The following is a 25,442-nucleotide window of genomic DNA, read 5'->3' as shown; positions in this document are numbered from 1 at the left end:
CATGCCGACCGCGCGTCCCACCCACTCGTTCAAAACGCCCTGCGAGCACTGTCCGCTGCGTGCCAACCGGGTCTTCCGGGAGTTCACCGCCGATGAACTCGACTTCGTTTCGAAATTCAAGAGAGGCGAGCTGGCCGCGGATGCTGGTGCCACGATCATAGTCGAGGGTGCGCACAGCGCTCACCTGTTCACCGTCCTTTCCGGCTGGGGTTTTCGTTACAAGACGCTGGAGGACGGACGCCGGCAAATCCTGAACTACGTGATGCCGGGTGATCTGATCGGTCTTCAGGGAACGATTATGGGGGAGATGCAGCACTCCGTCGAGGCATTGTCGCCTGTATCGCTTTGCGTTTTCGAGCGCGACAAGCTGATGACCCTCTACAACAAGCATTCGTCCCTGGCCTTCGACATCACCTGGATTGCCGCCCAGGAAGAACGTATCCTTGACGAACACCTATTGAGCATTGGTCGCCGGACAGCGCTCGAGCGCGCCGCCTATCTCATCGCTTTCCTGTTCGAGCGCGGTAGGCAGCTGAAGCTCTTCAACGGCCACGCATCGATTCCAATCACGCAGCAACACGTTGCGGATACATTGGGACTTTCGATCGTGCATACAAACAAGACATTGAAAAAGCTCGCCAATCGCAACCTCATCCGCTGGCAGGAGCGTGCCTGCGAGGTGCTTGATGGGGAGGGGCTCAAGGCTGCTGCCGGTTGGGAGGGGCTTGGAGAGAGGGGCCGTCCGTTCATATAATAGCTGTAAGCGACATGTCTTATTTAAATGCCTTCTGAGCGGCACGCCCGTAAGGTCACCCTGCCATCTTTCTTCCTGCCCTGCTTTTTATCGACCCGAAACGAAAAAGCGGCTATGCAAGCTAAGCGGTATATAGTCGTCGCCAATGAGCCATGGGGCGTCAGAGGTTGAAATCCGGGAAATGCAGGTGCCGAGCATCTTAGTTGATACTCAGCGAGGGGCGTATTGGGTATGAAGGCAAACCGTGTTCTTGTCCTCGAGGACAGTTTGATCATCGCGATGGAGGCGGAGGATATTCTCCGCCAGGTGGGCGTGGAAACGATTGGAATCGTCAGCAGCCTTGAACAGGCGATGGAGGCGACCAAGACCGCGACCTTCGATTTCGCGCTGCTGGACGTCAATCTTGGCGAAGTCATGAGCTTCGACTTTGCCCGTCATCTGGCGAACAGCAACATCCCCTTTGGGTTTGTGAGCGGTTATTCCGATACAAAGGACTTCCCCGAAGACCTTCGGAACGTGCCGCTGCTCGTCAAGCCGTTTGGAGAATCGGCGATGCGCGACTTCCTCCAGAAACTGTTCCCAGCCAGCGCCTGAATGCCTTTTTATGACAGGGCAACGGTCTTGCGTTAGGATCGAATCGTAAGTTTAGGGTTCGCTTCCGATGCAGTGGCATGACCGGGCAATCATCTTGGGCGTCAAGCGCCATGGCGAGACCAGCGTCATCGCCGAGGTGATGACGCGCGAGCGCGGACGCCATCTTGGCATGGTCCGCTCTGGTCGGTCTCGTGCCATGCAACCGGTTCTTCAACCCGGCAACGAGGTCGAGGTTACGTGGCGTGCGCGCCTAGACGAGCACCTTGGCGAATTCCGTATAGAGCCATTGACGTTACGGGCCGCGCGGCTGATGGAAACGGCGACTGCCGTCTATGGCGTGCAGGCGATGGGCGCACTGCTGCGCTTGCTGCCGGAGCGCGATCCGCATCCGCATCTCTTCGAAGCGCTCGAAGTCATCCTCGACAATCTCCACAATCCGGCGGATGCCGGTGAGCTCTTCGTCCGTTTCGAGCTTGCCGTTCTGAACGACCTCGGCTTTGGTCTCGATTTGACCGAGTGCGCCGCGACGGGCAGTCGTTCCGACCTTGCTTATGTGTCGCCGAAGTCGGGCAGGGCGGTCAGCCGGACTGCCGGTGCTCCCTGGGCGGACAAGATGTTGCTCCTGCCACCATTCCTGAACAGTGAGGAAAACCGCGCGGCTGATATCGACGGCCTCAGCGCCGCGTTCCGCCTGACGGCATTCTTTCTCCATCGCCATGTCTATGAGCCGCGCGGCGTGGAATCGGCAGCTGCGCGCGAGGGCTTCGTACAGGCAGCTCTGAAAGCACTCAAGGCGGCCGCACCGCAGGACGAATTGTCCGCCTGACCGACCGTTTTTCATTGGCGAAAAACATCATTCGGATCAGGCGCTTTACGTGTCTCACCCATCTTCCTATTTCGATCGCATGCAGCCCAGCGATTGGAGGAATGCGATGCTGACCAAACCGGATGCGATGACGACGATAAATCTCTGGAACGATTATGAAATACCCCGGTTGGGTATGGGCTGCTGGGCAATCGGCGGTCCCTTCTATGCCGGCGACACGCCGCTCGGCTGGGGCGAGGTCGATGACGACAAGTCCGTCGCCGCCATTCATCGCGCGATCGAACTCGGCATCCGTTTCTTCGATACGGCTTCGAACTATGGGGCCGGGCATTCAGAGGAAGTTCTCGGGCGTGCGATCGGTAGTCGCAGCGACATTGTCATCGCGACCAAGTTCGGCTTTGCCACCGATCCGGAGACGAAGCAGGCAACCGGCGCCTTCGCCGATGCTGTCTTCATTCGCCGCTCGGCCGAGACGTCGCTGCGCAGGTTGAAACGGGATCGCCTCGATCTGCTTCAATTTCATCTGAACGACTTTCCGCTCGAGCAGTCGGACGAGGTCTTCGAAACCCTTGAGACGCTGCGTGACGAGGGGAAGATCGACGCCTTCGGGTGGAGCACGGATTATCCCGATCGTGCCGCGCGACACTCGGAACGCCTGGGTTTTGTTGCCGTCCAGCACACGATGAACGTCTTCGAGCCGGTGCCTGACATGATCTCGGTGATCGAACGGCATGGGCTGATTTCGATCAACCGCGGGCCGCTCGCGATGGGCTTGCTCAGCGGAAAATTCCGCGCCGACACGAAAATCGGTGACAAGGATGTTCGCGGCGCGAGCCTTGACTGGATGGTCTACTTCAAGGACGGCCGGATCGCGCCGGAATTTGCAGCGCGATTGGAAGCGGTTCGCGAGTTGCTGAAGTCCGATGGTCGAACTCTCACACAAGGCGCCCTGGCGTGGCTGTGGGCGCGTTCGCCCCGAACCCTGCCGATCCCGGGCTTTCGCACCGTTGCCCAGGTTGAAGAAAACGCCGGCGCGCTGGCCAAAGGCCCGTTATCGCCGGCTATCACGGATGAAATCGATGAGGCACTCGCGCAGCTTCGCGCCTAGCCGCGGTTGCGGACCTTGAAGGCCCAGCCTTCGGGCCTCTCCTCGATGACTTTGGCTGTATCGCCGACCGCAATCCGACCGGTCCCGCGAGGCGTGACATTCCAGCCGAAGAGCGGACCGGGTACACGCCGGTCCGCAGACATCCGAATGCGCCCCATGGCGGGCATCGGACTAGGAACGTCGCGCGATCCGGTCGATTGGTCCTGGGTGGTCATGATGCAACGTGCGCAAGGTTTGACGAGATCGAAACGAATGCCGCCGATCTCAATCGCAGCCCACCGCTCTTCCTGCCAACCTTCCTCGGTATCAAGGATGATATTGGGCCGGAACCGCTCCATGCCCACTTGCCCTTCGCCGTGCGCCTCGAGATCGGCATTCAGTGCCCGCAGGGAGCCTGTCGTGGTGACAAGGATCTGGTAGCCATCGGCGAATGTGACCGGTGTGCCTTCGCCGGCCCATTCCGCACTGGCGGAACGCTTGGCATCCTGATCGAAGAACACCAGTCTCACCTCTCGCCCGAGCCAGGCCGAAAGTTCAGCATTCACAGCATCATCGGCAACCGCCGCATTGACGATGGACTTCCAGATCGAGACGTCCATCCGTTTTGAGGCCGTTCGAATCTGCGCGTCAATCTTCTTGTCGCCCATGGTGAGATGGAGGCCCGACGGTCCCGCCTGCACGGCGATGCGAGCGAGATCGGGCAACTCCCGCTGGGTGATGAAGTGTCCGTCCCGATCGGTGATCATGGCGCGCCGGTCGCCCGGCAACCCGAATGCATCGATCTCCGAGGACTGCAGCGCGATACCCCGAGCACTTTTGAGCGGATAGATGAAAAGGCCTGTAATACGCATCAAGTGCTCCTAGATTTCGTCCATGAAAGCCGCAAGGAAGTCGCGCAGGCGCTGGTCGCGTGTGGCCGCGAGCGCCCGCCCGGCCTTCGTCTGAAAGCCGTCCGCGAGTTTGAACAATTTTGTCTGGAAGTGGTCAATGACATAGCGCTTGTCGTCAAGCTCGCGGTTGCTGCCTGCCGGATCGAACGGATCGTAGAGCGCGGAGGACATTCGGCCGCCAATGTAGAAGCAGCGTCCCGCGCCGACCATGCCGATCGCATCCAGGCGATCGGCATCCTGCAAGATCCTTGCCTCCAGGGTCTCGGGCGTAACATTGGCGGAAAAGCTATGCGCGACAATCGCATGCGCAACGGCGGTGATGTCGTCACTGGCCCAGCCAAGCTTCGCGAGAACGGCCGAGGCCTTCGCTGCTGCCAAAGCGGACGCCTTTGAGCGCATGGGGGAGTTCTTCTCCACGGCGACGCAATCGTGCAGGAGGACGGAAGCCGCAAGGATCCTGGCATCGCCACCCTCGACAGCCTGAATGCGCATGGCGTTCTTGAAAACGCGCAAGACATGCGCCACGTCATGCGAGCCGTCATCGCCTTCCGACGAATGCGGTACGAGCGCGGCGGCAAGCTTTTCAAATGGAGCGAAGGCCTTCGCCTGGAACATGGGATCACCGCGTGGGAAGAGGGTGTCCTTCCATAAACGCAGGAACCACGAGTCGCAACGAAGAGCGTACTAGCTGGCGCGGGCGCTCGGGTGCGCCTGCGGCCAAGCCAACAGGTAAGGTACGTCCACGGCCGGCCGTGGCGGACTGATATGGTAGCCCTGGATTTCATCGCAGGCTTCGCGCTGGAGCATGGCCAACTGCTCGGCCGTTTCGACGCCTTCCACGGTCACGCGCATGCCGAGCGCATCGCCGAGAAGGATGATGGCACGCATGATCGCAAAGGCTTCTTTGTCTTCAACGATACCGTTGACGAACGACTTGTCGATCTTGATCTTGTCGAAGGGGAACCGTCGGAGATAGCTCAGCGACGAATAGCCGGTGCCGAAGTCGTCCATGCCGATCCGGATGCCGCTCTGCTTGAGCGCGTGCAGTACAGGCAGGGCCTCATCGAGGTTTTCCATCAGCACGCTTTCGGTGATCTCGATTTCTAAACGGTTAGCTGGCAGCCCCGCTTCGGCCAGCGACGCGGCGACATCGCTCGGCAAATCACTGTTCGTAAACTGGATCGCCGATACGTTGACCGCAACCTTGATATCTTCTGGCCAATCCATGGCATCGCGACAGGCGCGGCGTATGACCCAGCGTCCGATATCGACCACGAGGCCAACCTCCTCGGCAAGGGGAATGAACTCCATGGGCGGCACCCGTCCGCGCGTCGGGTGGTTCCATCGCAGAAGCGCCTCGAAACCGCAGATCTTCTGTTGGCCGAGGTCATAGAGCGGTTGATAGTGAAGCTCGAACTCCTCGCCTTCGATCGCCTTGCGCAAATCCGCTTCCAGTGTATGCCGTGCTTCGATCTGCGCTTCCATTTCGGCCGTGAAGAAGCGCTCGCCCTTTCCACCGCTGCTCTTGGCATGCGACAGTGCGACGCCGGCGTATTTCAGCAGGGTGTCCGTTTCAATTCCGTCCTGCGGACTGATTGCGATCCCCATCGACACGCTGAGTTCAACGGCCTTGTCTCCACGAAAGAACGGCTCCGAGAGTTCGCGGCGAATCTGGTCGGCCAGAGCCGTGACGTTCCATGGCTGCTGCCGTCCGGATTGAAGAATCGCGAATTCGTCCGAGCCGAGGCGCGCCAGCACATTACCGCCTGCCGACATGCGGATGCGCTCAGCCACCTGCCGCAGGATCTTGTCACCGGCCGAAACGCCGAGGGTGTTATTGATCGATTTGAAGCGGTCAAGATTAAGGTGCACAAGGGCAATCTGCTCGTCCGGCTTACAGGCGGCCAGCGCGGCGTCGATGCGCTCCCTGAGGCTGATGCGGTTCGGCAGTCCGGTCAGCGGGTCGTGATGAGCGAGATAAGCTATGCGCTCGGCCGCCTTTCGGTCTTCGGTAACGTCCGCATGAATGGAAATGTTGCTGCCATCGGGGAGGACGGTGATGACGCTCTGGATGGTGCGCCCGTCTTCCATGATCCATTCGCGGTGGCGGATGTGTCCACCTTCGGTGGCGGCGCGCAGACGCGAGACCTTTTTCTCGATCCGCTCGGTGCCGCGGATCATCGAGATGAGTGTTTTCAGCGAGGCGCCGGGAGAGGCAGCTTCGACGCTGAAGCCGAAAACTTGTCGGAAGCGCGTGTTGCAGACGATCAATCGCTGCTCAGCGTCGAAGACACTCAGACCTTGCGGCAGGTTGTCGAGAACGATCCCGAACAGGCGTTGCTGTTCCGCGAGATCTTCTTTCGTGGCAACGAGGCTGCCTTTAAGCGTGGTGTTTTCTTCGCTCAGCAGGTGAGAATGGTCTTCCGCGGCGCGCTTCTTTCCTGCCTGCAGTCGATATGTCTCGACGACAAGATTCATCAGGCGCTCAGCGTTGGCAGAGCGATCCTCATTGAGGGCGGTCGTGCACTGTTGCCGGAAAAGGGCTTCAGCGTCCATTTTCGGCAATCTTTGTTTCGGGAGCGAGGGGAGGGTGAGCGGAGCCCTGTGAGCGTGCTGCCAGCCTGCAGTTTCGACGCGGCGCGCCAGACATGAAAAGACCTTTTGAAACAATCCAAAATTATCGTCTAGGCAATCTCAAATTCGACCGGCCCCTATGCTGACGTGGCGAAGATAATCCATCGGTCGCATTAAAATTCTATTGCAACGCAAACGAATATATTGCTGGCATTATATTTGACTGCTGGTCACGAACTGCCTGGAAATGTGGGCATTTGAGCCCAGACCGCGCGCGGCTGATGCGCTGAAATCACACTTTATCAATCATGGTTAATGGCGTGTTAACAGCTTATTGACGCAGTGCGCAAATCAGTTTAACGACCGTTCAGTCTTAGATTTTTCCATTTCGTATTGCGTACAAACATCACCGAAACAGCGGTGAATGGAGGTTTGTATGAGCCAAGTTTCATCGGTTAGTGATACATCTTATGCGTATCTCGCGACCCTGTCGCGATTGGACACAAATGGCGACGGCGTGCTGAGCCGTGGCGAGCGGGCGGCTGATGACAAGCCGGGCATTCTGAAGCAGTTGGGCTCAGAAGGGAGCAATGCTCAGGACTTTGCACCAAAGCTCTCGGATGGCGTGCTTGCCTTCATGATGGCTGCAAGTGAGACGGGTAGCCGTAATTTCTATCCGCAGTCCCAGCAGAACGCCTCTTACGATCTGTATGAGAGCACATACGGTCAGTATGATCTCGACACTGTCGCCTGATCACGTGGTGCGCTGAATTTGCGAAGCCGGCCTCAGAGCCGGCTTTTTCGTTGCCGCCGTTTTGGGAACTGCTTCGTACCTCGCACGTTGGGAAACGACGATGCAAAGGAAGCTCCAATGAAAACAATCCTCTCGTTCGCGGCTCTGACGCTCTTGGCCGTTTCCTCCGCTGCGATGGCTCAGGACAAGCAAACGGCCACGGCGGACTTTATCGGGCGTGACGGAAAGGCAAGCGGTCGGGCCACGCTAACGGCGGCGGCAACTGGGGGCGTATTGATCGACGCCGAAGTGGCTGGGCTGCCTGCCAACAAATGGGTCGCATTCCATGTCCACGAGACCGGCAGTTGCGATGCAGCCGGCCATCACGAGTCAGCCGGAAAGCACTTCAATCCGACCAATGCCGAGCACGGCCTGCTGTCCGCAATGGGACCCCATGCCGGCGACATGCCCAACCAGTATGTTGATCAGGATGGCGTTCTGCGAGCGCAGGTGTTTGACGGCATGGTCACACTCGACGGCAAGACTGATGGCGTCCGCGGCCGAGCGCTGATCGTTCATGCCAATTCTGATGACTATCGCAGCCAACCTGCAGGCGATGCGGGTGAGCGCCTTGCCTGCGGCGTCATCAAGTAGGCAGTCTTTCCGGTCAGTGATAGTAGTATCGCTCCGCATACCACTCGCTTGATGCAACCGGCCTATCCGTCGCGACCCATTGCCCGACGCGACTTGTTTCGAGCAGGTCGGCCGTCGCGTGATCTTCCAGCCCGACGAATATGATATTCGTGTTTTCACGCAGTCTGGGATCGGTGCCGAAACCCCTGCGGCTGTCATCGGCCGAGTAGAGCAGCCGCATCCTGACATAGAAGAACTCGGCCTGGTAATCTGCAGCGCCTTTTTCGCTGAAGGTATGCGCAACGTCGATAACAGACTTCTGAGGCCCGCGATAAGCAGTGATTGCCTCATTCAGGCCGAATGTTGCCCCGTACAGCGCAATCGAACGTATCGGAACCGAGCTGGTGGCGCCGGTGGTCAAATCTATCTGTTGGCCGAGGAAGCGGACTTTGACACCATCCAGATCGCCGCGAAAGAAGTAGGAAAATCGATCACGTGTGAGATAGATCGCTTGCCACCGGAACCACGCATATTCGTCGCGCGCGCTTGTCAGGCTCCTGAGTGTAGCCAAGCATCGCACAAACGTATCGCGATAGTTCTGCAGCGACATCGATCAACCTCCTCGAGGGATAACCGGTATCGACTCAAAACGTTCCAGCGTCGGCTCGTCCAAAGCCAGTGTGAAAGGTGCGTTTCCATCCGCGTCCGCGCCACGGCCGATGGTTCGAACCGCATCGACCAGCCGCCCTCCGCGGCCGAGCAGGTCATCGCCGATCTGGATCAGCCGCGCATTCGGCGTGGCAAAAGGCGATGCAGTGCGCAGCCGGCGAACGAGCGCCGCATCCTCCTGCTCCGGCGACACGGAAAGGGCGGTAATCAAGGCCGCCGCCGGCGACCGGGAGACGCCCATCCAACAGTGGATCAAGAGTGGCGCAGCGCGATCCCACTCGCGGGCAAAACCGATGATCTCCCGCGCATGCGTTTCATCCGGCGCGACAAGGTTACCGGTTCCCTTGAACGCGATGTCGTTCATATGGAGGAGAAGATGCCGGTGCGCCTGAATCACGGCAGGCCGGTGGAAAGCCTGTTCCTTCGCCATCAGGCTGATCATCTCACGGGCGCCATGCCGGACTGCCATTTCGGCGATCCGGGCAAGCGGAGCGACAATGATGACAGTCATGCTTTGCTGCTCCGCATGGCCTCAATTGTCTCGAAGCGCTCGCAAAACAGGCGCTGCGCCTCGACTGCCGGCAGTGGCGTCATCAGCAACATGTCTTTTGTGATTCCGCGCGGCTGGCCGAAGAATTTCTTTGCCTCAATGGACGTAAACCCGGCAAGCTGAGTTGCCTCGAAATACGCAGCGATGGTGTCAGCCTTCTTGATCTTCTCCTTGAGTTCGCGCGTAGGGTGGGGCGGCAGGCCAAACCGAAGGTGGACGGCCGCTTCCAACCGCTTTTCGACGGCCTTGTATCCGCCGCCGACGACCGACTTGAACGGCGAGATCATGTCGCCGATGACATACTCCGGCGCATCATGCAGTAGCGCCATCAGGCGCTGATCGGCTGTCGCCTCGTTGAGGTGGCGGAAAATATCCTCCACGACAAGGCAATGCTGGGCGACGGAGAAGGCGTGATCTCCCGAGGTCTGCCCGTTCCAGCGGGCAACGCGCGCAAGCCCATGCGCAATATCGCTCACCTCGACGTCGAGAGGAGAGGGGTCGAGCAGATCAAGCCGGCGGCCCGAGAGCATGCGCTGCCACGCGCGCGGCGCCCTTGTCGTCACGCGCTGGCCTCGTCCGCCGCCGACGGGAACGTCAGCCCTGTCCAGGCGGGTAGTTCGAGAATGACGGCCGTCTCGCCTGCCAATAGAGGCGTCGCTGTCGCAATGGCCTCACCGGCACGGTCGATGCGAACGATCGCGAGGCCGCCTTTTCCGACGACCGATCCGAGCGTGCCGACCGGTTTGCCCCCGGCGGTGATCTCCGTCCCGGAGGGCGGCAGCGCCGTCTCGGCTTTCACGGTGACGACACGGCGGCGCGCCGTGCCGCGATGCTGCATGCGCGAGACGACCTCCTGGCCGACATAGCAGCCCTTCTTGAAGGAGAGGCCGCCGTTAAAGTCCATCAGGACATCGTGCGGGAAGGCATCCTGCAGCGCATAGTCCTGCCCGGATACGGCAACGCCGCTCGCGATGCGCAATGCGTCATAGATTTCGCGGTCATTGGCACCGTGCTGCCCCGCCTGGCGGACGAGCGCCACGCCAGCTTTGGCAAAGCGGCTATCGGCTGGACCCGTATTTGCGCCGTCCCAAGAAACCGTGACGCCCTCGCCGGCAGGCGAAAGGTCGACGGCGGCTCTGAGCTTGTACATCCCCAGTCGCTTAAGCAGCGCATCCCGCTGATCATCGTCCGTATCGATGATGAACCCATCGCCGTCCTGCCAGATCATGAAATCGAACAGGATTTTGCCCTGCGGCGTCAACAGCGCGCCCGGCCGTGCTTCATCCGCTGCGAGCGCGGCAAGATCGGTCGTGATCAGGTTCTGCAGAAAGGATTGGGCCTCCGGACCGCTCACCCGTATAAGCGAGCGGTTCTTCAGAAATACGGCTGGCATGGCGCACCTGTCGCGTTCGTTATCGCTCAGAAGTATGTCTTCGGTGAGGGGATCGCAAGCCTCAGTCGCCGGCGGTGAAGTACTTCCATTTGCCGCCGGGGGTGATGCCCAATCGATAGAAATTATAACCGCCGAACTCCTGCATGTCGGACAGGTCGCCGGCCGTAACGATGCGCAGCAATTCCACTCGCTCGGGGGGAGTCAGAGCCTTCAGGTCCTTCTCGGCGAAATAGGGCCAGACAAACATTTCGTCCGGTGTGCCCTGGCCGACATGAACGAAGCCGGTGGAAATGACATCAAGCAGGATCGCCAGGATCTCATCGCCCTCCGGATCGCCCGAAAGATCCTTGAGCGCGCTGATGGGGTCGTCCGTCGGCTCTCCGACCGTCACCTGTGTCTGAGTGGCGCCGGTGCCGAGCAGGGGGCGCAGCCGCTCGAGATCGCCCGAAGCGGCAGCCTCGACGATCTGCTCCCGCATCTTTCGAACGGGCTCGGGGACCTTGCTGATATCGTAGATGACTTCGACTGGCTTCGAGCTGTCCTCGGCGCCGGGCGTCTTGTCGTTGCTTTGGCCGGCCTGCGAATTGACCAGCGGGTCGGGCATCGGAACGCCGGGTGAGGTTGGGGAGGGGGCTGGCTTGTCGCCGCCTTGGCCAGGAGCGCTTTGTTCAACCTGTCCTGGGGTCTTCTGCAGCTCTGAGAGTGCCAGGGCCGAAGTCCCGGTCAGAAAGCTACTGGCGCTAAGGCCGATTGCAAGCAAAAGCGGCGCGATCGCGGGCCGCGAAGCATTGTCCCTAGCGGAATGCATCAAACTCTCTGTGATCGTTATTGCAGGGTGCGGTTCGGAGAAAACTCGCCGGCAAGCATGCGCTCGCGCAAGGAATCCAGAAGCGCTTCGGCACTATTCTCGCCATGGAGGCGAATAGTTTCCCGTAGCGCGTGGATGATTGCTGTATCGGCGATGATCTCGGGTTCAATTCCGTCTGCCATGCCATCAGCCCAGGCTTCGTTATGGTACTCCAAAGCCGCCTGAGTCTTCTCATGAACGATCATGTCGTCGATGTCATTGAGGCTTGGTTCCATTGTCATTTCCTCAAACTGCATGCCTTACTGCCTAGTTAACGACCTTATCAGCCTTTTCCCAAAACGACACGGCCGCCAGTGAAAAGAGGTTAATTAACCGTTAATTTCCGAACCTTGATGTTATTTCTGTGGCGAGTGTTGCACCTTCGGCACGGTATCGCTCTTCTGCCACGATGGCTGCCTGCGTGCAATCCGTGTAAACAGACGCGAAAGCGCGGTATCCGCGATTGAAAGCCGCGGTCAGCTGTTCCTTGCGCTGCGGCTCGTCCTTGGCTTCTGAATCAAGCAGTTGCTGCATGCGCCCTCGCCACTCGCTACTGTTTTCCGCCTTGCACAAAGTCCTCAGGTAGTGAACCGAGCCCAACACTTCGGCAAGCCGCGATAGCTTTTCGTCGTATGGCACGGTGACCGCTTTTGGCGCACTCTGCTCTGGCAACACTGGCGGCGTTGTACCCTGTGCCCATACAGGGGCGGGTAGGGCGGCGCTTGCGCACAATGCAAGAAACAGGAACGCGCGTCGAACGGGAATCATGTTGACAGTTGATACCCTGACAGTGACGGGAACAAGGCGCTTGCTTGAGTTTCCACCTGCTTATTCGCTGCCGGACGCCAGGCGCTCGGCACATTCAAGCACGCTTTGAGGCACGGGTAACCGGCGGATCTCCTCAACGGTGAACCAGCCGATATCGGCGGCGTCGTCGGCCGCAAGGCCGATAGCCGTCTCGCCGGCCTCGACCCGAAATACGGAAAGAAAGAAGTGGTTGACGACCGCGCCGTCAGGGGCGTGCGTCTTCAAATCGTATGTCGCGAAGAGGTGAGGGCTGCGAGCTTTTATGCCGGTCTCCTCCTCCAACTCGCGCAACGCTGTTTCCTCCGGCGTTTCGCCCGGTTCGGCCCGTCCTCCCGGAAACGCATAGATGTCGGCCGCCGGCGGATTGCGCCGAAGCACGAGGAGGAACCGGTTGCCGCGCTGGAGGATGGCTGAGGAGGCCGCCTTCGGAATGGAACTCATGGGGTTGCCGCGTTGGTCTCTGTTGGGATGTGCTTGGCGCCGCCATCGTTCCGCCGGATATTGAACGCGGCGATTCGATGGAGCCCTCGTGACTTATATCATTTATGCTGCAGCCGCTGTTTTCGAGATTGCCGGCTGCTTCACCTTCTGGGCCTGGCTGAGAATGGCAAAGCCCGTCTGGTGGCTGGCGCCTGGTATGGTGTCCCTCGCGCTATTTGCATGGCTCCTCATTTTCGTGCCGAGTGAGGCCGCCGGCCGCACCTTCGCTGCCTATGGCGGCATCTATATCGTGGCTTCTCTGATTTGGCTGTGGATCGTCGAGAACCGTGTGCCCGACCGCTGGGACATTGGTGGCGCGCTCGTCTGCCTTTGCGGCTCGGCAATCATCCTACTCGCACCGCGCGGCTGAGGCGGCTAGCCTTGACCGTCGCCGGACGGAGTGCAAAGACATCCGAATGTGTGGACGTTATGCCCTGACAATATCCCCGGAGGAGTTGAAGGAAGTTCTGGGGATCATGGATCTCGAGGACTTTCCCGCGCGTTACAACATTGCGCCGACCCAGCCCATCCTCGTCGTCGTTTCGGATGAAACGCGGGAGAAAGGCAGCAACCTCCCGGAGCGGCGCGCGGTGCTCGTACGATGGGGCTTTACGCCGGGATGGGTGAAGGGTCCCAAGCAATTTCCGCTGTTGATCAACGCCCGCGCCGAAACGGCGATCGGCAAGGCGTCGTTTCGTGCGGCGATGCGCCATCGGCGCGTGCTCGTGCCAGCCTCCGGCTTCTATGAATGGCATCGCCCCGGCAGGGAGAGGGGCGAGAAGTCCCAGCCCTATTGGATCAGGCCGCGCCGCGGCGGCATTGTGGCGTTCGCCGGCCTGATGGAAACATGGTCGTCCGCAGACGGTTCGGAAGTCGACACCGGCGCGATCCTGACGACCGCGGCAAATGCCGCCATCGCTCGGATCCATGACCGCATGCCCGTCGTCATCAAGCCGGAAGACTTTTCGCGCTGGCTGGATTGCAAGACACAGGAGCCACGGGACGTCGCCGGCTTGATGAAGCCGGTCGAAGAAGATTTCTTCGAGGCGATCCCCGTCTCCGACAAGGTCAACAAAGTGACCAATATGGGGTCCGACCTCCAGGATAAGGTGGCTGTTGATAAGCTGCCGTCGCCGCCTGAAAAGAAAAAGCCGGATGACGGCCAGCTCAGCTTCTTCTAAGCTGATAATCCCACCGCATAATTCTTCCGGAAAATCACATGATCTCCATTTCTGCCGCGCTTTCCGGCTTCTTCCTTGGTGCGTCGCTCATTATCGCCATTGGTGCACAGAATGCGTTCATTCTGCGCCAAGGCCTGCTGCGCTCACACGTCTTCATCCTGTGCCTGATCTGCGCCGTATCGGATGCAGTGCTGATCGCAGCCGGCGTTGCCGGGCTGGGAACGCTTGTTGCCCAGTCGCCGACTCTCATCTCGGCTGTGACGCTAGGTGGGGCAATTTTTCTCGGTTCGTATGCCGTTCTGGCATTCCGTCGCGCTCTCCATCCCGGCGCGATGCAGGCGGGTTCTCCGCAGACACTGGGTCTGAAGGCTGCAGTCGCGTCTTGCCTAGCCTTTACCTTTCTGAACCCGCACGTCTATCTGGACATGGTCGTTCTGATTGGCAGTCTGTCCGCGCCCTATAGCGGTGCAGACCGCATCGCCTACGGTGTCGGTGCCGCGACGGCGTCGTTCATCTGGTTTTTCGGCCTAGGCTACGGCGCTCGCCTGTTGCAGCCGGTTTTTGCAAAACCCGCAGCCTGGCGGGTTCTCGATGTCATCATCGGCATTGTCATGGGGCTGCTGGCGATCAGTCTGCTGGTCCGCTTCTTCCACCCGGCCTAGGCTTCCGGCATGCCGGCGAGCGCCAACCCTGTGAGGATCGGTTCGATCCGGTTAGGGTTCTTGGCGGCTTGGCCGGCGCGGATGCGGGCGACTGTGACGCCGGGCGAGAATGCAAGCAGACCCGCAAGGTGCCGCCGCGCTTCGTCCATGCGTCCGAGTTTTGCATTGGCCGCAATCATCATCCAGAAGCACGGACCGTAATAGGCATTCGCCGCCATGGATTTGCGCCCCCAGGCCAGAGCCTCTTCATAGTTCCCGCGGACCATTTCGACATGAGCCAGCCCGGTAAGGTTCCAATGAGCACCAAGGCTGTTTGGACTCAGTCGTTCGGCGCGCAGGAAATATGTGACGGCCTCATCGAGACTGCCGCAATGGAGGTTCGCGACGCCCGCATAATTGACGACGTCGAGGTTGTTGGGGTTGAAGGCAACGGCCTGGCAGACCAACTCGAAACCTCGATCGTACTGCTTCAGGTACTGCATCAGAGTATTGCCGCAGATCCCCACGACGGACGCGTCGCCGTGGCCATGCACAAGCGCCCGCTCGATGTAGTTCTCGCAGAGTGCTCGCTGATCCTCGACCCCCGGCAGCTTCCAGCCCAGAGTGCCGCGTTGCATGAGCAACCCGACTGCCGTCGCAAGATAGGTCGCGTTGTTAGGCTCGAGGGCGATTGCCTTGTTGATCAGGGCGAGGGAGGCGTCGTTCCGCTCTGGCATGTCGGAGTAGAAGCTTCCCATGGTCTGAAGGTAGAAATCATAGGCTTCAATGCTCTCTGGCCGCTCCCTTCGTGAAAGCGCGATCTCGGCAGACTTGATCTGGGGCTCAACAATCGAGACGACGCTCTCAGTGATGCGATCCTGGAAATCAAAAATTTCTTCCGCAGAGCCATCGTAGTGCTCTGCCCACAGGTGCGCACCGGTCGCGCCTTCGACGAGCTGTGCGGTAATGCGCAAGCGGTTACCGGCGCGCCGCACGCTGCCTTCCAGCACGTAGCGTACGCCAAGCTCGCGAGCGACCTGGCGCACATCGATCGCGCGGCCCTTGTAGATAAAGGAGGAGTTGCGGGCGATCACCGCGAAGGAGCGGAAACGACTGAGCGCCGTGATCATGTCTTCGACAACGCCATCGGCGAAATACTCCTGCTGGACATCGCCGCTCATATTCTGGAAGCGAAGCACGGCCAGCGACGGCCGGAGGTTGTCTTTTGCCTTTTGCAAGAGAGCACTGGTAGGGCTTGGGTGAGCGTCCGGCTGCCATTTCCAGATCCGGACTGGCCGATCGATGTTCCTGAGTTGGACGTCGCCACCGTCCTCGAATTCCGCGTCGACGCGGCCTACGATGTTCTCCCTGACGCTCGATGCGATGCAGACACCGCCGGGTTCCGCCAGCGGTTCCAGACGCGCGGCAATGTTTACGCCGTCACCATAAATATCGTCACCATCGATAACGACATCGCCGAGATTGATCCCGATGCGCAGCGTGATTCCTGGATGGGAGGCGTCGTTGCCCGAAGCGGCGGCGGTGCGTTGCACCGAAAGCGCGAACTTGACCGCATCAACGGCGCTGCCAAACTCGACGAGAGCGCCGTCGCCAACAAGCTTGATGACGCGGCCGTTGTGATTCTCGACCTCAGGATTGAAGACAGACAGCCGGTGATGCTTCAACGCGGCAAGCGTGCCTGCCTCATCCTTTGCCATCATCCGCGAATAGCCAACGACATCAGCGACAAGGATCGCACTGAGCTTGCGATTTGTCTGGACGTCGGTCATATCGCCTCCGAACTGGCCTATGGACATCCTAGCAGTTCGGTTCAACCACGTCGCGCGGGATAAGGACGCGCGTTGGATTTTCAATGAAGCATGGAGGCAAGAGCCTGGTCTTGGCGCTGTCGGTCCCATCGACAGCGCGGCATTTGCCTCGCCCTAGGCAATCTTCTTGACGAGCGGTGGCTTGCTCTTGAGCATCAGGGCGGCCGCAAGAACGGCCTTCAGGCCGAGCGGGCGGTAGTTGGCGCTGAGGTCGGACTTCGCCGGCTGTTCGACGCTTGTCTTCTTCGGGGTCACAATACTCTCCTCACGTGTGCTGTCCCTAGACTCTTATATTTATTGCTCTTTTGCGTGTAATAGCGACAAAATCGAGGCGCCGCTTATCAGGAATTGTGTATCCGATGCATATTTCGCGAGGCTTGAGTCAGGCATTCTTCGGCAAAGGAGAGTTGAAAAATGTCAGATGTGACGGCCGATATCGTCCTCGCCGACACCCGGTTCCTCGATGGTCAGCGTGCCGTATTTCCGCTTCCACTTGCGCGCGCCGAACGGCAACGTCAGCAGGTAGATGACGGCGGTCACGACCATGACTTCCCATGTGAAGCTCGACAGTAGCGCCACGTAGAGAACGACCCCGAGCATGACCGGCAGCACCAGATCACGCCGCAGCCTGCTGCCCTCGGACTTGCCCGACCAGACAGGAAGGCGGCTAATGAGCAGGAACGCGATCAGAACCGTATAAACGGATGAAAAATAAGCGAAAGTGCGATCGGTCGTCAGCCCAAGGAAGCCGAGATAGACAGGGAGCAGCACCAGCATTGCGCCGGCTGGCGCGGGCACGCCGACGAAATACTCCGACTGCCAGGTTGCCTTGTTCTCGCGCTCGGCCATGACGTTGAAGCGAGCCAGACGAAGGCCCGCCGCAATGGAGTAGATCAGGGCGGCGATCCAGCCGATGGAGCGGGCCTGATCCAGTGCAAAGACATAGACGACAAGCGCGGGCGCGACGCCGAAATTCACGATATCAGCCAGCGAATCCATCTGCGCGCCGAACTTCGACGTCGCCTTCATCAGGCGGGCAACGCGGCCGTCGATCCCATCGAGGAATGCGGCGAGAAGCACCATGCCGACCGCAAGCTCGTACCGGTTCTCGAATGCAAGGCGGATGCCGGTGAGGCCGGCACAGATCGCCAGGATCGTGATGAGATTGGGAATGATAAGGCGAAGCGGGATCTCGCGAAGCCGTGGTCCGCGGCCCGAATCGTCAGGCGGACCGTTGGGCTCGAAAGGCGGGAAGGGCGTTTCCATGTCGCGCTCCAGTCTAGCTTCGACGGCTGACGACCGGGCCCTTGGTGGAGCCGAATTCGGCCAGCACGGTTTCTCCGGCAATTGCCGTCTGGCCGAGCGTCACCCGGGGCGCTGCGCCGGCCGGGAGAAATACATCAAGGCGCGAACCGAAGCGAATCAGGCCGAAGCGTTCGCCGGCATCCAGAGGCTCGCCGGTATTGGCCCAGCAAAGGATACGCCGAGCAACGAGGCCGGCGATCTGAACGACCCCGATCTGGCCGTGCGAGGTTTCGATGACAAGACCGTTGCGTTCGTTGTCTTCGCTTGCCTTGTCGAGTTCGGCATTCACGAAGCTGCCCGACCGGTAGTTGACGCTGACGATCCGCCCGCGCACCGGGGAGCGGTTCACATGGCAGTTGAAGACGTTCATGAACACCGAGATCCGCAGCATCGGCTCGCTGCCGAGATTCAGTTCGGCGGGCGGTACGACCATCTGGACCGACGACACTTTGCCATCGGCCGGCGAGATGACGAGATCGTCATCCTGCGGCGTCATTCTCTCGGGATCACGGAAGAAATAGGCGCACCACAGCGTCAGGATCAGCCCGATCCAGAACAGCGGCTTGAAGATCCAGCCCAGAATGAGCGAGGCGACGAAGAAGGCGGCGATGAAGGGATAACCTTCCTTGTGCACCGGAACGATCGTGTTGCGTACCGTATTGAACAAGCTCATTTATGCCGCGCTCCTAAAGCATGTCTCCCAAAAGCGGCAACCGGTTTCGGGCCAAAGACATGCGTGAAAACAAAGAACTAAAGCGCAACAAGCGAATCTGAAAGATCGCGTTGTGCTTTGACGCTCTTTTCTCATCGCTGGTTACAGGGAAACCGCAGCTGGGGCAATGCTGCGGCTCCTTGACCACACATCTATGACGGGCTTCTGAACAGCAAAGCAGCTCAAATGCCGTCCATTCAGGCTAGCTCGCCGGAGCAAGCCTGTTCACAACCCCCATGTCATCGCTCTCGCGGACCTGCTTCAGATGCTCTTCGGCCTGCGTGGCCTCGCGCTGGCGGTTCCACATCGAGGCATATAGGCCATTTTTCTGGAGAAGTGCGGTGTGGGTGCCGCGTTCAGCAATCTCGCCGCTTTTCAGAACGATGATTTCGTCCGCGCCGATAACCGTTGACAGCCGGTGGGCGATGACGAGCGTTGTGCGGTTCTTGGATACGACATCGAGTGCGGTCTGGATATCGCGCTCGGTGGTGGTGTCGAGGGCCGATGTTGCCTCGTCGAGGATCAGAATCGGCGGCGCCTTTAGGACCGTTCGGGCGATCGCAACGCGCTGTTTCTCACCGCCGGAGAGTTTCAGGCCACGCTCGCCAACCTTGGTATCAAAGCCCTCGGGCAACAGATCGATGAAGTGAGCGATCTGGGCGATCTCGGCTGCTGCCTTGACCTCTGCATCAGTAGCCGATGGACGCCCGTAGCGGATGTTGTAGGCAACCGTATCGTTGAAAAGGACGGTGTCTTGCGGGACCATCCCGATGACCGATCGCAGGCTCTTCTGGGTCACTGTCCGGATGTCCTGGCCATCGACCGAGACCGAACCGCTTTGAATGTCATAGAAACGATAGAGCAAGCGCGACAAGGTCGATTTACCGGCGCCCGACGGACCAACCACGGCGACCGTCTTGCCCGCAGGCACTTCGAAGGAGATACCTTTTAGGATCGGACGGGCAGGGTCATAGGAAAAGTGCACATCCTTGAAGGAGATGGCACCTTGCCTGATATCCAAAGGCGCCGCCTCGGGCGCATCCATCACTTCAGCCTTGACTTCGAGGAGATCGAACATCTGCTCGATATCCGTCAACCCCTGGCGAATTTCACGATAGACAAAGCCGATGAAGTTCAAGGGAACGGAAAGCTGCAGCAGCATGGCGTTGACGAAGACGAAGTCGCCGACCGTCTGCTCGCCACGTTGGACGGCAAGGGCCGACAGGATGAGCATCACCGTCGTGCCCAGGCCAAAAATCACGCCCTGGCCGAAGTTGAGCCAGCCGAGCGAGGTCCAGACATCCGTGGCCGCCTTCTCGTAGCGTTCCATCGACCTGTCGAAGCGCCGGGCCTCCATCTCCTCGTTGCCGAAATACTTGACCGTCTCGAAGTTGAGGAGGGAGTCGATAGCCTTGGTATTGGCGTCGGTATCGCTGTCGTTCATCGCCCGGCGGATCGCGATGCGCCAGTCGCTGGCGCGGATCGTGAACCAGATATAGGCCCAGACGGTGAACGCGGTGACGGCGAGATAGGAAAAGCCGTAGCCCCACCAGAAGATGATGGCCGTCAGCAAAAATTCGATCATCGTCGGCACGGAGTTGAGGATCGTAAACCGCACGATGGTCTCGATCCCTTTGGTGCCACGCTCGATGACACGCGAAAGTCCACCCGTCTTGCGTTCGAGATGAAAGCGCAACGACAGTTCATGCATGTGCACGAAGGTCTTGTAGGCCAATTGCCGGACAGCATGCTGCCCGACGCTGGCAAAGAGCGCGTCGCGCAACTGGTTCAGACCGAGCTGGATGAGGCGGGTGAGGTTGTAGGCAATGACCAACGCCGTCGCGCCGACAAGCAGGTCCGGCAGCTTGCCGGCGAGGTCCATCTTCCCGTTCAGCGCATCGGTCGACCACTTGAAGAAATAGGGGACGAGCAGCAGTACGAACTTGGAAACGAGGAGGTAAACCGAAGCCCAGACGACCCGCATCTTGAGATCCGGGCGACCTGTTGGCCACATGTAGGGCCACAGATTGAACAGCGTCCGCAGGAGGTTGGAATCAGAGACTGTCTTGTCGTTTGCCATGCGAATCTCCCGCCGAAAGGCGCTGATGGCGCTGCGTTGCCGACAAATTTGGGAGCCGCGGAAATGCCGAAAGAGGCTCGCCGGACATGATCGTCGTCACCGCCACACAGGGGTTGGCGGGACCAATACAACAAATGGGTGCCGCAGGAAAAGAGCGGCCGGACGTGATATCCGTCCGGCCGCTCTATCAAGATGGGATCGCCTTAGAGGTGTTCGCCCGACAGCCGCTTGCGGTGAAGCTCTTCCGCGTTCGGCAGGGCATCCTTGGGAAGGCCGAAGATCTGTCCCGGCAAGATGCGGTCCGGGTTTGTGATCTTGTCCTCGTTGGCGACATAGATCGTCGTGTAGCGAACGCCCGCACCATAGACGCGCCGCGATATCTGCCAGAGCGTATCGCCGCGGCGGATAATGACCGTCTCGTTGCTCGGTGCGAGCGGCGCCTGCTCGATCGTCGTCGGACCGCCCTGGTCTCCAGCGATCTCGTTGGTCGCAGGTGCATTCGGCGCGGCCGGTGCAGTGGAAGGAGCGGTCAGCTGGGCGATGCCGGCGCCGAGCTTGCCCAGCGCATCGCCGACGGATTTCGCATCCTTTGGCAGAGCCTGCAGCATGCTCAGGGCATCGGCTGCGGCCTGGGCTGTGGTCGAAGCCTGCTGCCTGACGTCGGCTGTGGCATCGGCCGCGGTGCGGAATTCCACGATGGCACGCAGGGCGAACTCGGTGGCAGAGCGGGCAGCCGCGAGCTCTTCCACTCCCGGTATCTTGCCGTCGGCGAAGAGCCCGTTGAGCAGGGAGAAGGCCTTGGCGGCATCATTCTTCAGCTTTCCGAGCGTACTTTCATCCAGTGGCACGGTCCCCGCCGCGCTTCCGCCGTTAGGCTTCACGCTCTGCGCGGCAACAGTGACCTGATTTCCTTCCGGGCGGTTGAAATTCACCGACGCGCGAACGGCGACCTTACCGGCGTCATTGAGAACATCGACGCGAATCTTGTGATCGCCGACCGAAAGCGGCATCACGCCATCGACAACAAAATGACCGTCGGGACCGGCCTTCGCCTTGCCGATCAGCTGGTCGTCGGCATAGGCGACGACGTTCGCCGAGGCCTTCGCCATGCCTGCGACAAAGATCTTGTCGCCTTCGATCTCGACGGCGCTGACCATGACATCGTTAGCCGTCGTCGGACCTGCACCAGCCGGCGCGCTCGCGGCATCCGACGAACTCGGAGCAGTACTGCCATTGGAGGCGACCTGAGTATCCGGCTTGGGCGCGGTTATGACGCGGCTGGCGGTGCCCGGCTTGGAGACCATCGCCAGCAGTTCGGAGTTCTTGCCATCCGTGGGAACGGATACGGTCGCAACTTCTTCCGATGTCGAAGCTTTGCCATCCTTGCCGGTGGCTCGCAGGACGAGCTGGTGGTCGCCGGCGGAGAGCGGATTATCGAGCACCGCAACGAAATCGCCAGTCGGGCCGACGTCCGTCGTCGCTACGACCTTGTCCCCATCCAGGATTTCAAGCTTGCTGTTCGGTACTGCCGAACCGGCGATGACCGTAGAGCCATCCGGTTCTACGCGCAGCACGTCGAAAGTGGGGAGCTTGTTGGTGTTTTCCGCAGGCGAGGCCGCGACCGACGGTTCGCTGGCCGGCTCCGGTGAGCCTGTCAGCGCCGCTTCGGCTTTTGCGATCGCCGTTGCCGCATCGGCAATATTCTCCGGTAGCGCCTTGACGATCGTCAGCGCCTTGGCTGCATCGTCTTTTGCCTTGGTGGCGGCGGCAGCCGTGACCGGGTTCGTGCCATCAGGAATCGCAAAGTCCGCAAGTGCCTGCAGTGAGGTCGTCGCCTTCGACTTGGCTGTCTCGAAAACTTCCTGTGTCGGACCCTTGCCGTCTGCAAAGAGCGCCTTAAGTTCGGAGATGGATTGGCCCGCCTCCGAAGCAAGCCGACCGACTTTCTGCGTGGTCTCTGCATCGTCGGGAACTGAAGGGCGCGATGTCTTGGCGGTTTCGGTGACTGTTTTCTTTACTTCGGAGCCGGCCTGGTTAATTGCATCACCAACTTTGGCGGCGTCTCCGCCGATGCGGGGCATGACAAAAAAGACCATCAATAGAATTGCGATTACAAGCACTGCAAGGGCCAGCAAGCCGGCACGGTTTCTCATCATCACGTCTCCCCAGGCGGCAATCTTGCCGGACTTACTAAAATTGCTAGCGATTCCCGCTGCTTTGCACAAGCAGTCAAAGCGGTAAGGCAATAGTACGACGCAGCTTTTCCGTCATTTTTCTTGACTGGAGACAGAGAGAATAGTTGTTTGCCCCTATGACAGATCAATCTCATTCCATTCGCTCCATTTGTGTTTACTGCGGCTCGCGACCGGGCAGCGATCCTCGCCATATGGCGGCCGGCCGTGCGCTGGGTAAGGAAATCGCGGACTACGGCCTGCGCCTCGTCTATGGCGGAGGCACCAAGGGCATCATGGGGGCTGTGGCGAGCGGCGTGCTTTCGAACGGGGGCCAGGTGACCGGGATCATTCCCGAGTTCCTGATCGACATGGAGGCTACTCGCCATTCCCTCGGCCAGCTCAATGAACTGATTGTAACGCCTAACATGCATACCCGCAAACATGCGATGTTCGAGCGCTCTGATGCGTTCGTCGCGCTGCCGGGCGGCATCGGCACGCTCGAAGAAATCGTCGAGATCATGACCTGGGCGCAGCTCGGCCGTCACGAGAAGCCGATGGTCTTTGCCAACGTCAACGGCTTCTGGGACCCGATGATGGAGCTCATGCGCCACATGACGGACGAAGGCTTCGTCCACACCGCCCATCGCGTTCAGCCGCTCGTCATCGACGACATATCCGAGATCATCCCTGGCATCATGGCGCAGGCGGCTGAAATTGCTTCGGTCGACAGTGACGGCGAGGACGCCGTTATTTCGAAGATGTAGGGCCGGGAGTTAGCGCTCCCGGTTCCCTTTGATCATCGCCCAGCTGTAGAGGAAGAGTCCCGCCCAGATCAGTGGGAAGGCGATCATGCGTGCGGTGCCGAGAGGTTCGTGGAACACGAAGATCGCAATCAGGAAGATCATCGTCGGCGCGATGTATTGCATGATGCCGATGGTCGAAAGCCGCAGCAGCTTGGCGCCGTTGGCGTAGATCATCAGCGGTACGGCGGTAACGACGCCGCAACCGAGCAGCAGGGCCGTATCGGCCCCGCCGGTGCGAAAGAAGTGTCCTTCCCCGCTGCCGAGTTCGAGATAGAGAATGTAGAAAAACGCCGGGATGCTGAGGATCAGCACTTCGAGAAAGAAACCCTGGTTCGGGCCGAGCGGCAACGTCTTGCGAAACAGAGCGTAAAGCCCCCAGGAAATCGTCAGCGTCAGCGACACCCATGGAACACCGCCGCTATCGAGCGCCAGCACGACGACTGCAAGTCCAGCCAACGCAATCGCTCCGATCTGAATGGGGTGCAGCCGCTCCTTCAATAGCACGGAGCCGAGTAGGATGCTGAATAGCGGGTTGATGAAATAGCCGAGCGCCGCATCGAGCGAATGGCCGGCGCCGATCGCCCAGACATAGGTACCCCAGTTGACGGTGATCAGCGCTGCCGTGAGCGCTGCCATGGCCAGCATCCGCGGTGACCGCAGGGCTATCCGGATATCCTGGGTGCGGCCGAGAACGATGAGCACCAGACCTGCCAGGGGCAAGGACCAGAGAATTCGATGAGCAATGACCTCGGCCGGCGAGATATGAGCGACGGCCTTCATGTAGATCGGTAGGAAACCCCACAGAAGATAGGCTACCAGCGCAAAGGCGAAGCCACGGGGACTGTCTTCGTTTTTGGCAATCGCGGCGCTTGCATTAGCAGACATCGAGTGTTTCCATATTTGTTCTCGTTATGAGCCGCTTAACTTAACGGACGTGAATAGGCCAATTCATTTCGGTGAATATTGCCGGCCATCGCGATGGTGAAGGATATGGACGACGAAGCTCTTGCGCAGTGTCGCAGAGCATATGCATCACGGGTGCTTACGAAGGAAGGCATTCAGGACGACGATGCGTTGTTGCAGGCCTACGCGACTGTCCCGCGCGAGCGCTTTCTGGGGCCGCCACCGTGGAGGATGGCAGGTTGGTACGGCTACGTCGATGTTCCCTCGGGCGATGCCTCCGTCGTCTATCAGGATGCGTTGTTTGCGCTTCAGCACAAGCGGCACGTCAACAACGGCAGCCCGAGCCTACACGCCCGGGGAATACACAAGCTGGCGCTCCGGCGCGGCGACATGGTCTGTCATGTGGGCGCCGGCAGCGGCTATTATACAGCGATCATGTCCCTGCTCGTTGGCGCCGAGGGTTGCGTGATTGCCGTGGAGTTCGACGGGGAACTGGCGGCGCGCGCTGAGGCCAATCTTCGGGACTATCCAAATGTGAAGGTCGTCCATGGCAACGGGGTGGAGTGGCCACGCGAACTGACCAATGCCGTCTACGTCAATTTTGCGGTTCACCGTCCCGCCGATCCCTGGGTGGAGCACCTGTCGATCGGTGGTCGGCTAATCTTTCCGCTCGGCGTTCCCGACGTCGATGCCACGGGGCCGACGGGATTGGCTTCCTATGCCGGCTTTTTCCTTTTTCGCCGTGAAGACGATGCTTACGCGGTGGAGTTTCTGTGCCCGGTGGCTTTCGTTTGGGCGGAGGCCGTATCCGGCGGATTTGACAGCTACAGACGGCTTGAAGCCTCGTTCGGCCGCGGCGGGATGCAACATGTTTGCGCCCTGCGCTGGAAAACCGAGCGACAGGGCGACGAATGGTATTCGGAGAAGGATTGGGGCCTTGTCTACAGCCGCTGACG

General features: G+C 59.9%; 29 protein-coding genes. 11 read left to right on the top strand and 18 right to left on the bottom strand.

The annotated features are described in order from the left end of the window. Position 1 precedes the first annotated feature (1 nt). The 4 genes from IB248_RS19005 to IB248_RS18990 all read left to right on the top strand — a co-directional run bounded on the left by IB248_RS19005 (position 2) and on the right by IB248_RS18990 (position 3,282). Positions 2-754 (top strand): Crp/Fnr family transcriptional regulator, encoded by a 753-nt coding sequence (locus tag IB248_RS19005; RefSeq protein ID WP_018857427.1) that lies wholly within the window; start codon positions 2-4, stop codon positions 752-754. Between the two features lie 231 nt (positions 755-985). Beyond that, positions 986-1,348 carry a response regulator gene (locus IB248_RS19000; RefSeq protein ID WP_018857426.1) on the top strand — a complete coding sequence of 121 codons (363 nt, stop codon included), beginning with the start codon at positions 986-988 and terminating at the stop codon, positions 1,346-1,348. Positions 1,349-1,415: 67 nt separating this feature from the next. After that, positions 1,416-2,174 carry a DNA repair protein RecO gene (recO, locus tag IB248_RS18995; protein WP_192241516.1) on the top strand — a complete coding sequence of 253 codons (759 nt, stop codon included), beginning with the start codon at positions 1,416-1,418 and terminating at the stop codon, positions 2,172-2,174. Between the two features lie 106 nt (positions 2,175-2,280). Further along, a complete protein-coding gene (locus tag IB248_RS18990; protein WP_192241515.1) occupies positions 2,281-3,282 on the top strand; it encodes an aldo/keto reductase in 1,002 nt (333 codons plus the stop codon). Here the strand turns inward: IB248_RS18990 and IB248_RS18985 are convergent. From IB248_RS18985 to IB248_RS18975, 3 genes are all read right to left on the bottom strand, one after another. Continuing rightward, the gene (locus tag IB248_RS18985; RefSeq protein ID WP_192241514.1) at positions 3,279-4,133 is read right to left on the bottom strand and encodes an MOSC domain-containing protein; all 855 of its coding nucleotides are present in this window, start codon (positions 4,131-4,133) and stop codon (positions 3,279-3,281) included. The genes IB248_RS18990 and IB248_RS18985 overlap by 4 nt on opposite strands. Before the next feature lie 9 nt (positions 4,134-4,142). Beyond that, complete coding sequence (locus IB248_RS18980) at positions 4,143-4,787, bottom strand: HD domain-containing protein (protein ID WP_018857422.1); 645 nt, start codon at positions 4,785-4,787, stop codon at positions 4,143-4,145. A 69-nt stretch (positions 4,788-4,856) separates the two neighbouring features. Continuing rightward, a complete protein-coding gene (locus IB248_RS18975) occupies positions 4,857-6,728 on the bottom strand; it encodes an EAL domain-containing protein (protein WP_192241513.1) in 1,872 nt (623 codons plus the stop codon). 454 nt (positions 6,729-7,182) lie between these two features. On the opposite strand from IB248_RS18975, the gene IB248_RS18970 reads away from it, so the two are divergent. Both IB248_RS18970 and IB248_RS18965 read left to right on the top strand, forming a co-directional pair. Further along, positions 7,183-7,500 (top strand): hypothetical protein, encoded by a 318-nt coding sequence (locus IB248_RS18970; RefSeq protein ID WP_192241512.1) that lies wholly within the window; start codon positions 7,183-7,185, stop codon positions 7,498-7,500. Positions 7,501-7,617: 117 nt separating this feature from the next. Then, complete coding sequence (locus IB248_RS18965; protein WP_192241511.1) at positions 7,618-8,133, top strand: superoxide dismutase family protein; 516 nt, start codon at positions 7,618-7,620, stop codon at positions 8,131-8,133. Positions 8,134-8,146: 13 nt separating this feature from the next. Here IB248_RS18965 and IB248_RS18960 read toward each other — a convergent pair whose 3' ends face one another. The 8 genes from IB248_RS18960 to IB248_RS18925 form a co-directional block, all read right to left on the bottom strand. Further along, entirely contained in the window at positions 8,147-8,722 is a 576-nt protein-coding gene (locus IB248_RS18960) for a hypothetical protein (RefSeq protein ID WP_192241510.1), read from the bottom strand. A gap of 3 nt (positions 8,723-8,725) precedes the next feature. Further along, the gene (locus IB248_RS18955; RefSeq protein ID WP_192241509.1) at positions 8,726-9,292 is read right to left on the bottom strand and encodes a tyrosine phosphatase family protein; all 567 of its coding nucleotides are present in this window, start codon (positions 9,290-9,292) and stop codon (positions 8,726-8,728) included. Beyond that, the gene (locus IB248_RS18950) at positions 9,289-9,894 is read right to left on the bottom strand and encodes an HD family hydrolase (protein ID WP_169681098.1); all 606 of its coding nucleotides are present in this window, start codon (positions 9,892-9,894) and stop codon (positions 9,289-9,291) included. The genes IB248_RS18955 and IB248_RS18950 overlap by 4 nt, the downstream gene beginning before the upstream one ends. Next, complete coding sequence (locus IB248_RS18945) at positions 9,891-10,724, bottom strand: folate-binding protein YgfZ (protein WP_169681096.1); 834 nt, start codon at positions 10,722-10,724, stop codon at positions 9,891-9,893. The genes IB248_RS18950 and IB248_RS18945 overlap by 4 nt, the downstream gene beginning before the upstream one ends. Positions 10,725-10,785: 61 nt before the next feature. After that, positions 10,786-11,532 (bottom strand): hypothetical protein, encoded by a 747-nt coding sequence (locus IB248_RS18940; RefSeq protein ID WP_169681095.1) that lies wholly within the window; start codon positions 11,530-11,532, stop codon positions 10,786-10,788. Positions 11,533-11,549: 17 nt separating this feature from the next. Further along, complete coding sequence (locus IB248_RS18935; protein WP_018857413.1) at positions 11,550-11,807, bottom strand: hypothetical protein; 258 nt, start codon at positions 11,805-11,807, stop codon at positions 11,550-11,552. Positions 11,808-11,907: 100 nt separating this feature from the next. Then, positions 11,908-12,339: a TIGR02301 family protein gene (locus tag IB248_RS18930; RefSeq protein WP_026371811.1), complete on the bottom strand. Its 432-nt coding sequence runs from the start codon at positions 12,337-12,339 to the stop codon at positions 11,908-11,910. A gap of 60 nt (positions 12,340-12,399) precedes the next feature. Further along, positions 12,400-12,819: an NUDIX domain-containing protein gene (locus tag IB248_RS18925; RefSeq protein ID WP_169681093.1), complete on the bottom strand. Its 420-nt coding sequence runs from the start codon at positions 12,817-12,819 to the stop codon at positions 12,400-12,402. An 88-nt stretch (positions 12,820-12,907) separates the two neighbouring features. Between IB248_RS18925 and IB248_RS18920 the strand changes: the two genes are divergently transcribed. Genes IB248_RS18920 through IB248_RS18910 form a run of 3 tightly spaced genes read left to right on the top strand, consistent with a single transcriptional unit; the run spans position 12,908 to position 14,701 of the window. After that, the gene (locus tag IB248_RS18920) at positions 12,908-13,228 is read left to right on the top strand and encodes a YnfA family protein (RefSeq protein WP_169681092.1); all 321 of its coding nucleotides are present in this window, start codon (positions 12,908-12,910) and stop codon (positions 13,226-13,228) included. Positions 13,229-13,274: 46 nt separating this feature from the next. After that, positions 13,275-14,039, top strand: a complete 765-nt coding sequence (locus tag IB248_RS18915; protein ID WP_192241508.1) for an SOS response-associated peptidase — start codon at positions 13,275-13,277, stop codon at positions 14,037-14,039. Positions 14,040-14,077: 38 nt separating this feature from the next. Then, positions 14,078-14,701 (top strand): LysE/ArgO family amino acid transporter, encoded by a 624-nt coding sequence (locus tag IB248_RS18910; RefSeq protein WP_113470698.1) that lies wholly within the window; start codon positions 14,078-14,080, stop codon positions 14,699-14,701. Here the strand turns inward: IB248_RS18910 and IB248_RS18905 are convergent. From IB248_RS18905 to IB248_RS18880, 6 genes are all read right to left on the bottom strand, one after another. Next, positions 14,698-16,470, bottom strand: coding sequence for an adenylate/guanylate cyclase domain-containing protein (locus IB248_RS18905; protein WP_192241507.1), 1,773 nt, complete (start codon positions 16,468-16,470; stop codon positions 14,698-14,700). The two genes, IB248_RS18910 and IB248_RS18905, sit on opposite strands and share 4 nt — an antisense overlap. A gap of 153 nt (positions 16,471-16,623) precedes the next feature. Continuing rightward, positions 16,624-16,764, bottom strand: a complete 141-nt coding sequence (locus tag IB248_RS18900; protein WP_007531226.1) for a hypothetical protein — start codon at positions 16,762-16,764, stop codon at positions 16,624-16,626. 162 nt (positions 16,765-16,926) lie between these two features. Further along, complete coding sequence (pssA, locus tag IB248_RS18895) at positions 16,927-17,775, bottom strand: CDP-diacylglycerol--serine O-phosphatidyltransferase (RefSeq protein ID WP_018857405.1); 849 nt, start codon at positions 17,773-17,775, stop codon at positions 16,927-16,929. 13 nt (positions 17,776-17,788) lie between these two features. After that, positions 17,789-18,487 carry a phosphatidylserine decarboxylase gene (locus IB248_RS18890; RefSeq protein WP_025659847.1) on the bottom strand — a complete coding sequence of 233 codons (699 nt, stop codon included), beginning with the start codon at positions 18,485-18,487 and terminating at the stop codon, positions 17,789-17,791. Positions 18,488-18,728: 241 nt separating this feature from the next. Next, positions 18,729-20,606 (bottom strand): ABC transporter ATP-binding protein/permease, encoded by a 1,878-nt coding sequence (locus IB248_RS18885; RefSeq protein ID WP_192241506.1) that lies wholly within the window; start codon positions 20,604-20,606, stop codon positions 18,729-18,731. Positions 20,607-20,809: 203 nt separating this feature from the next. Continuing rightward, on the bottom strand, positions 20,810-22,762 hold the full coding sequence (locus IB248_RS18880) for a LysM peptidoglycan-binding domain-containing protein (RefSeq protein ID WP_169681086.1): 1,953 nt from the start codon (positions 22,760-22,762) through the stop codon (positions 20,810-20,812). A 155-nt stretch (positions 22,763-22,917) separates the two neighbouring features. On the opposite strand from IB248_RS18880, the gene IB248_RS18875 reads away from it, so the two are divergent. Continuing rightward, the gene (locus IB248_RS18875; RefSeq protein WP_026371809.1) at positions 22,918-23,544 is read left to right on the top strand and encodes a TIGR00730 family Rossman fold protein; all 627 of its coding nucleotides are present in this window, start codon (positions 22,918-22,920) and stop codon (positions 23,542-23,544) included. 9 nt (positions 23,545-23,553) lie between these two features. Here the strand turns inward: IB248_RS18875 and rarD are convergent, their stop codons facing one another. Next, positions 23,554-24,468: an EamA family transporter RarD gene (rarD, locus tag IB248_RS18870; protein ID WP_025659843.1), complete on the bottom strand. Its 915-nt coding sequence runs from the start codon at positions 24,466-24,468 to the stop codon at positions 23,554-23,556. A 105-nt stretch (positions 24,469-24,573) separates the two neighbouring features. On the opposite strand from rarD, the gene IB248_RS18865 reads away from it, so the two are divergent. Next, complete coding sequence (locus IB248_RS18865) at positions 24,574-25,440, top strand: rRNA adenine N-6-methyltransferase family protein (protein WP_169681084.1); 867 nt, start codon at positions 24,574-24,576, stop codon at positions 25,438-25,440. The last annotated feature ends 2 nt before the right edge of the window (positions 25,441-25,442 follow it).

Origin of the sequence: Rhizobium sp. RHZ01 (genome assembly GCF_014851595.1) — a bacterium.
GTDB classification, from domain to species: Bacteria; Pseudomonadota; Alphaproteobacteria; order Rhizobiales; family Rhizobiaceae; genus Rhizobium; species Rhizobium altiplani.
The sequence above is the reverse complement of the archived record's forward strand: the minus strand, read 5'-3'. Positions and strand labels throughout refer to the sequence as shown.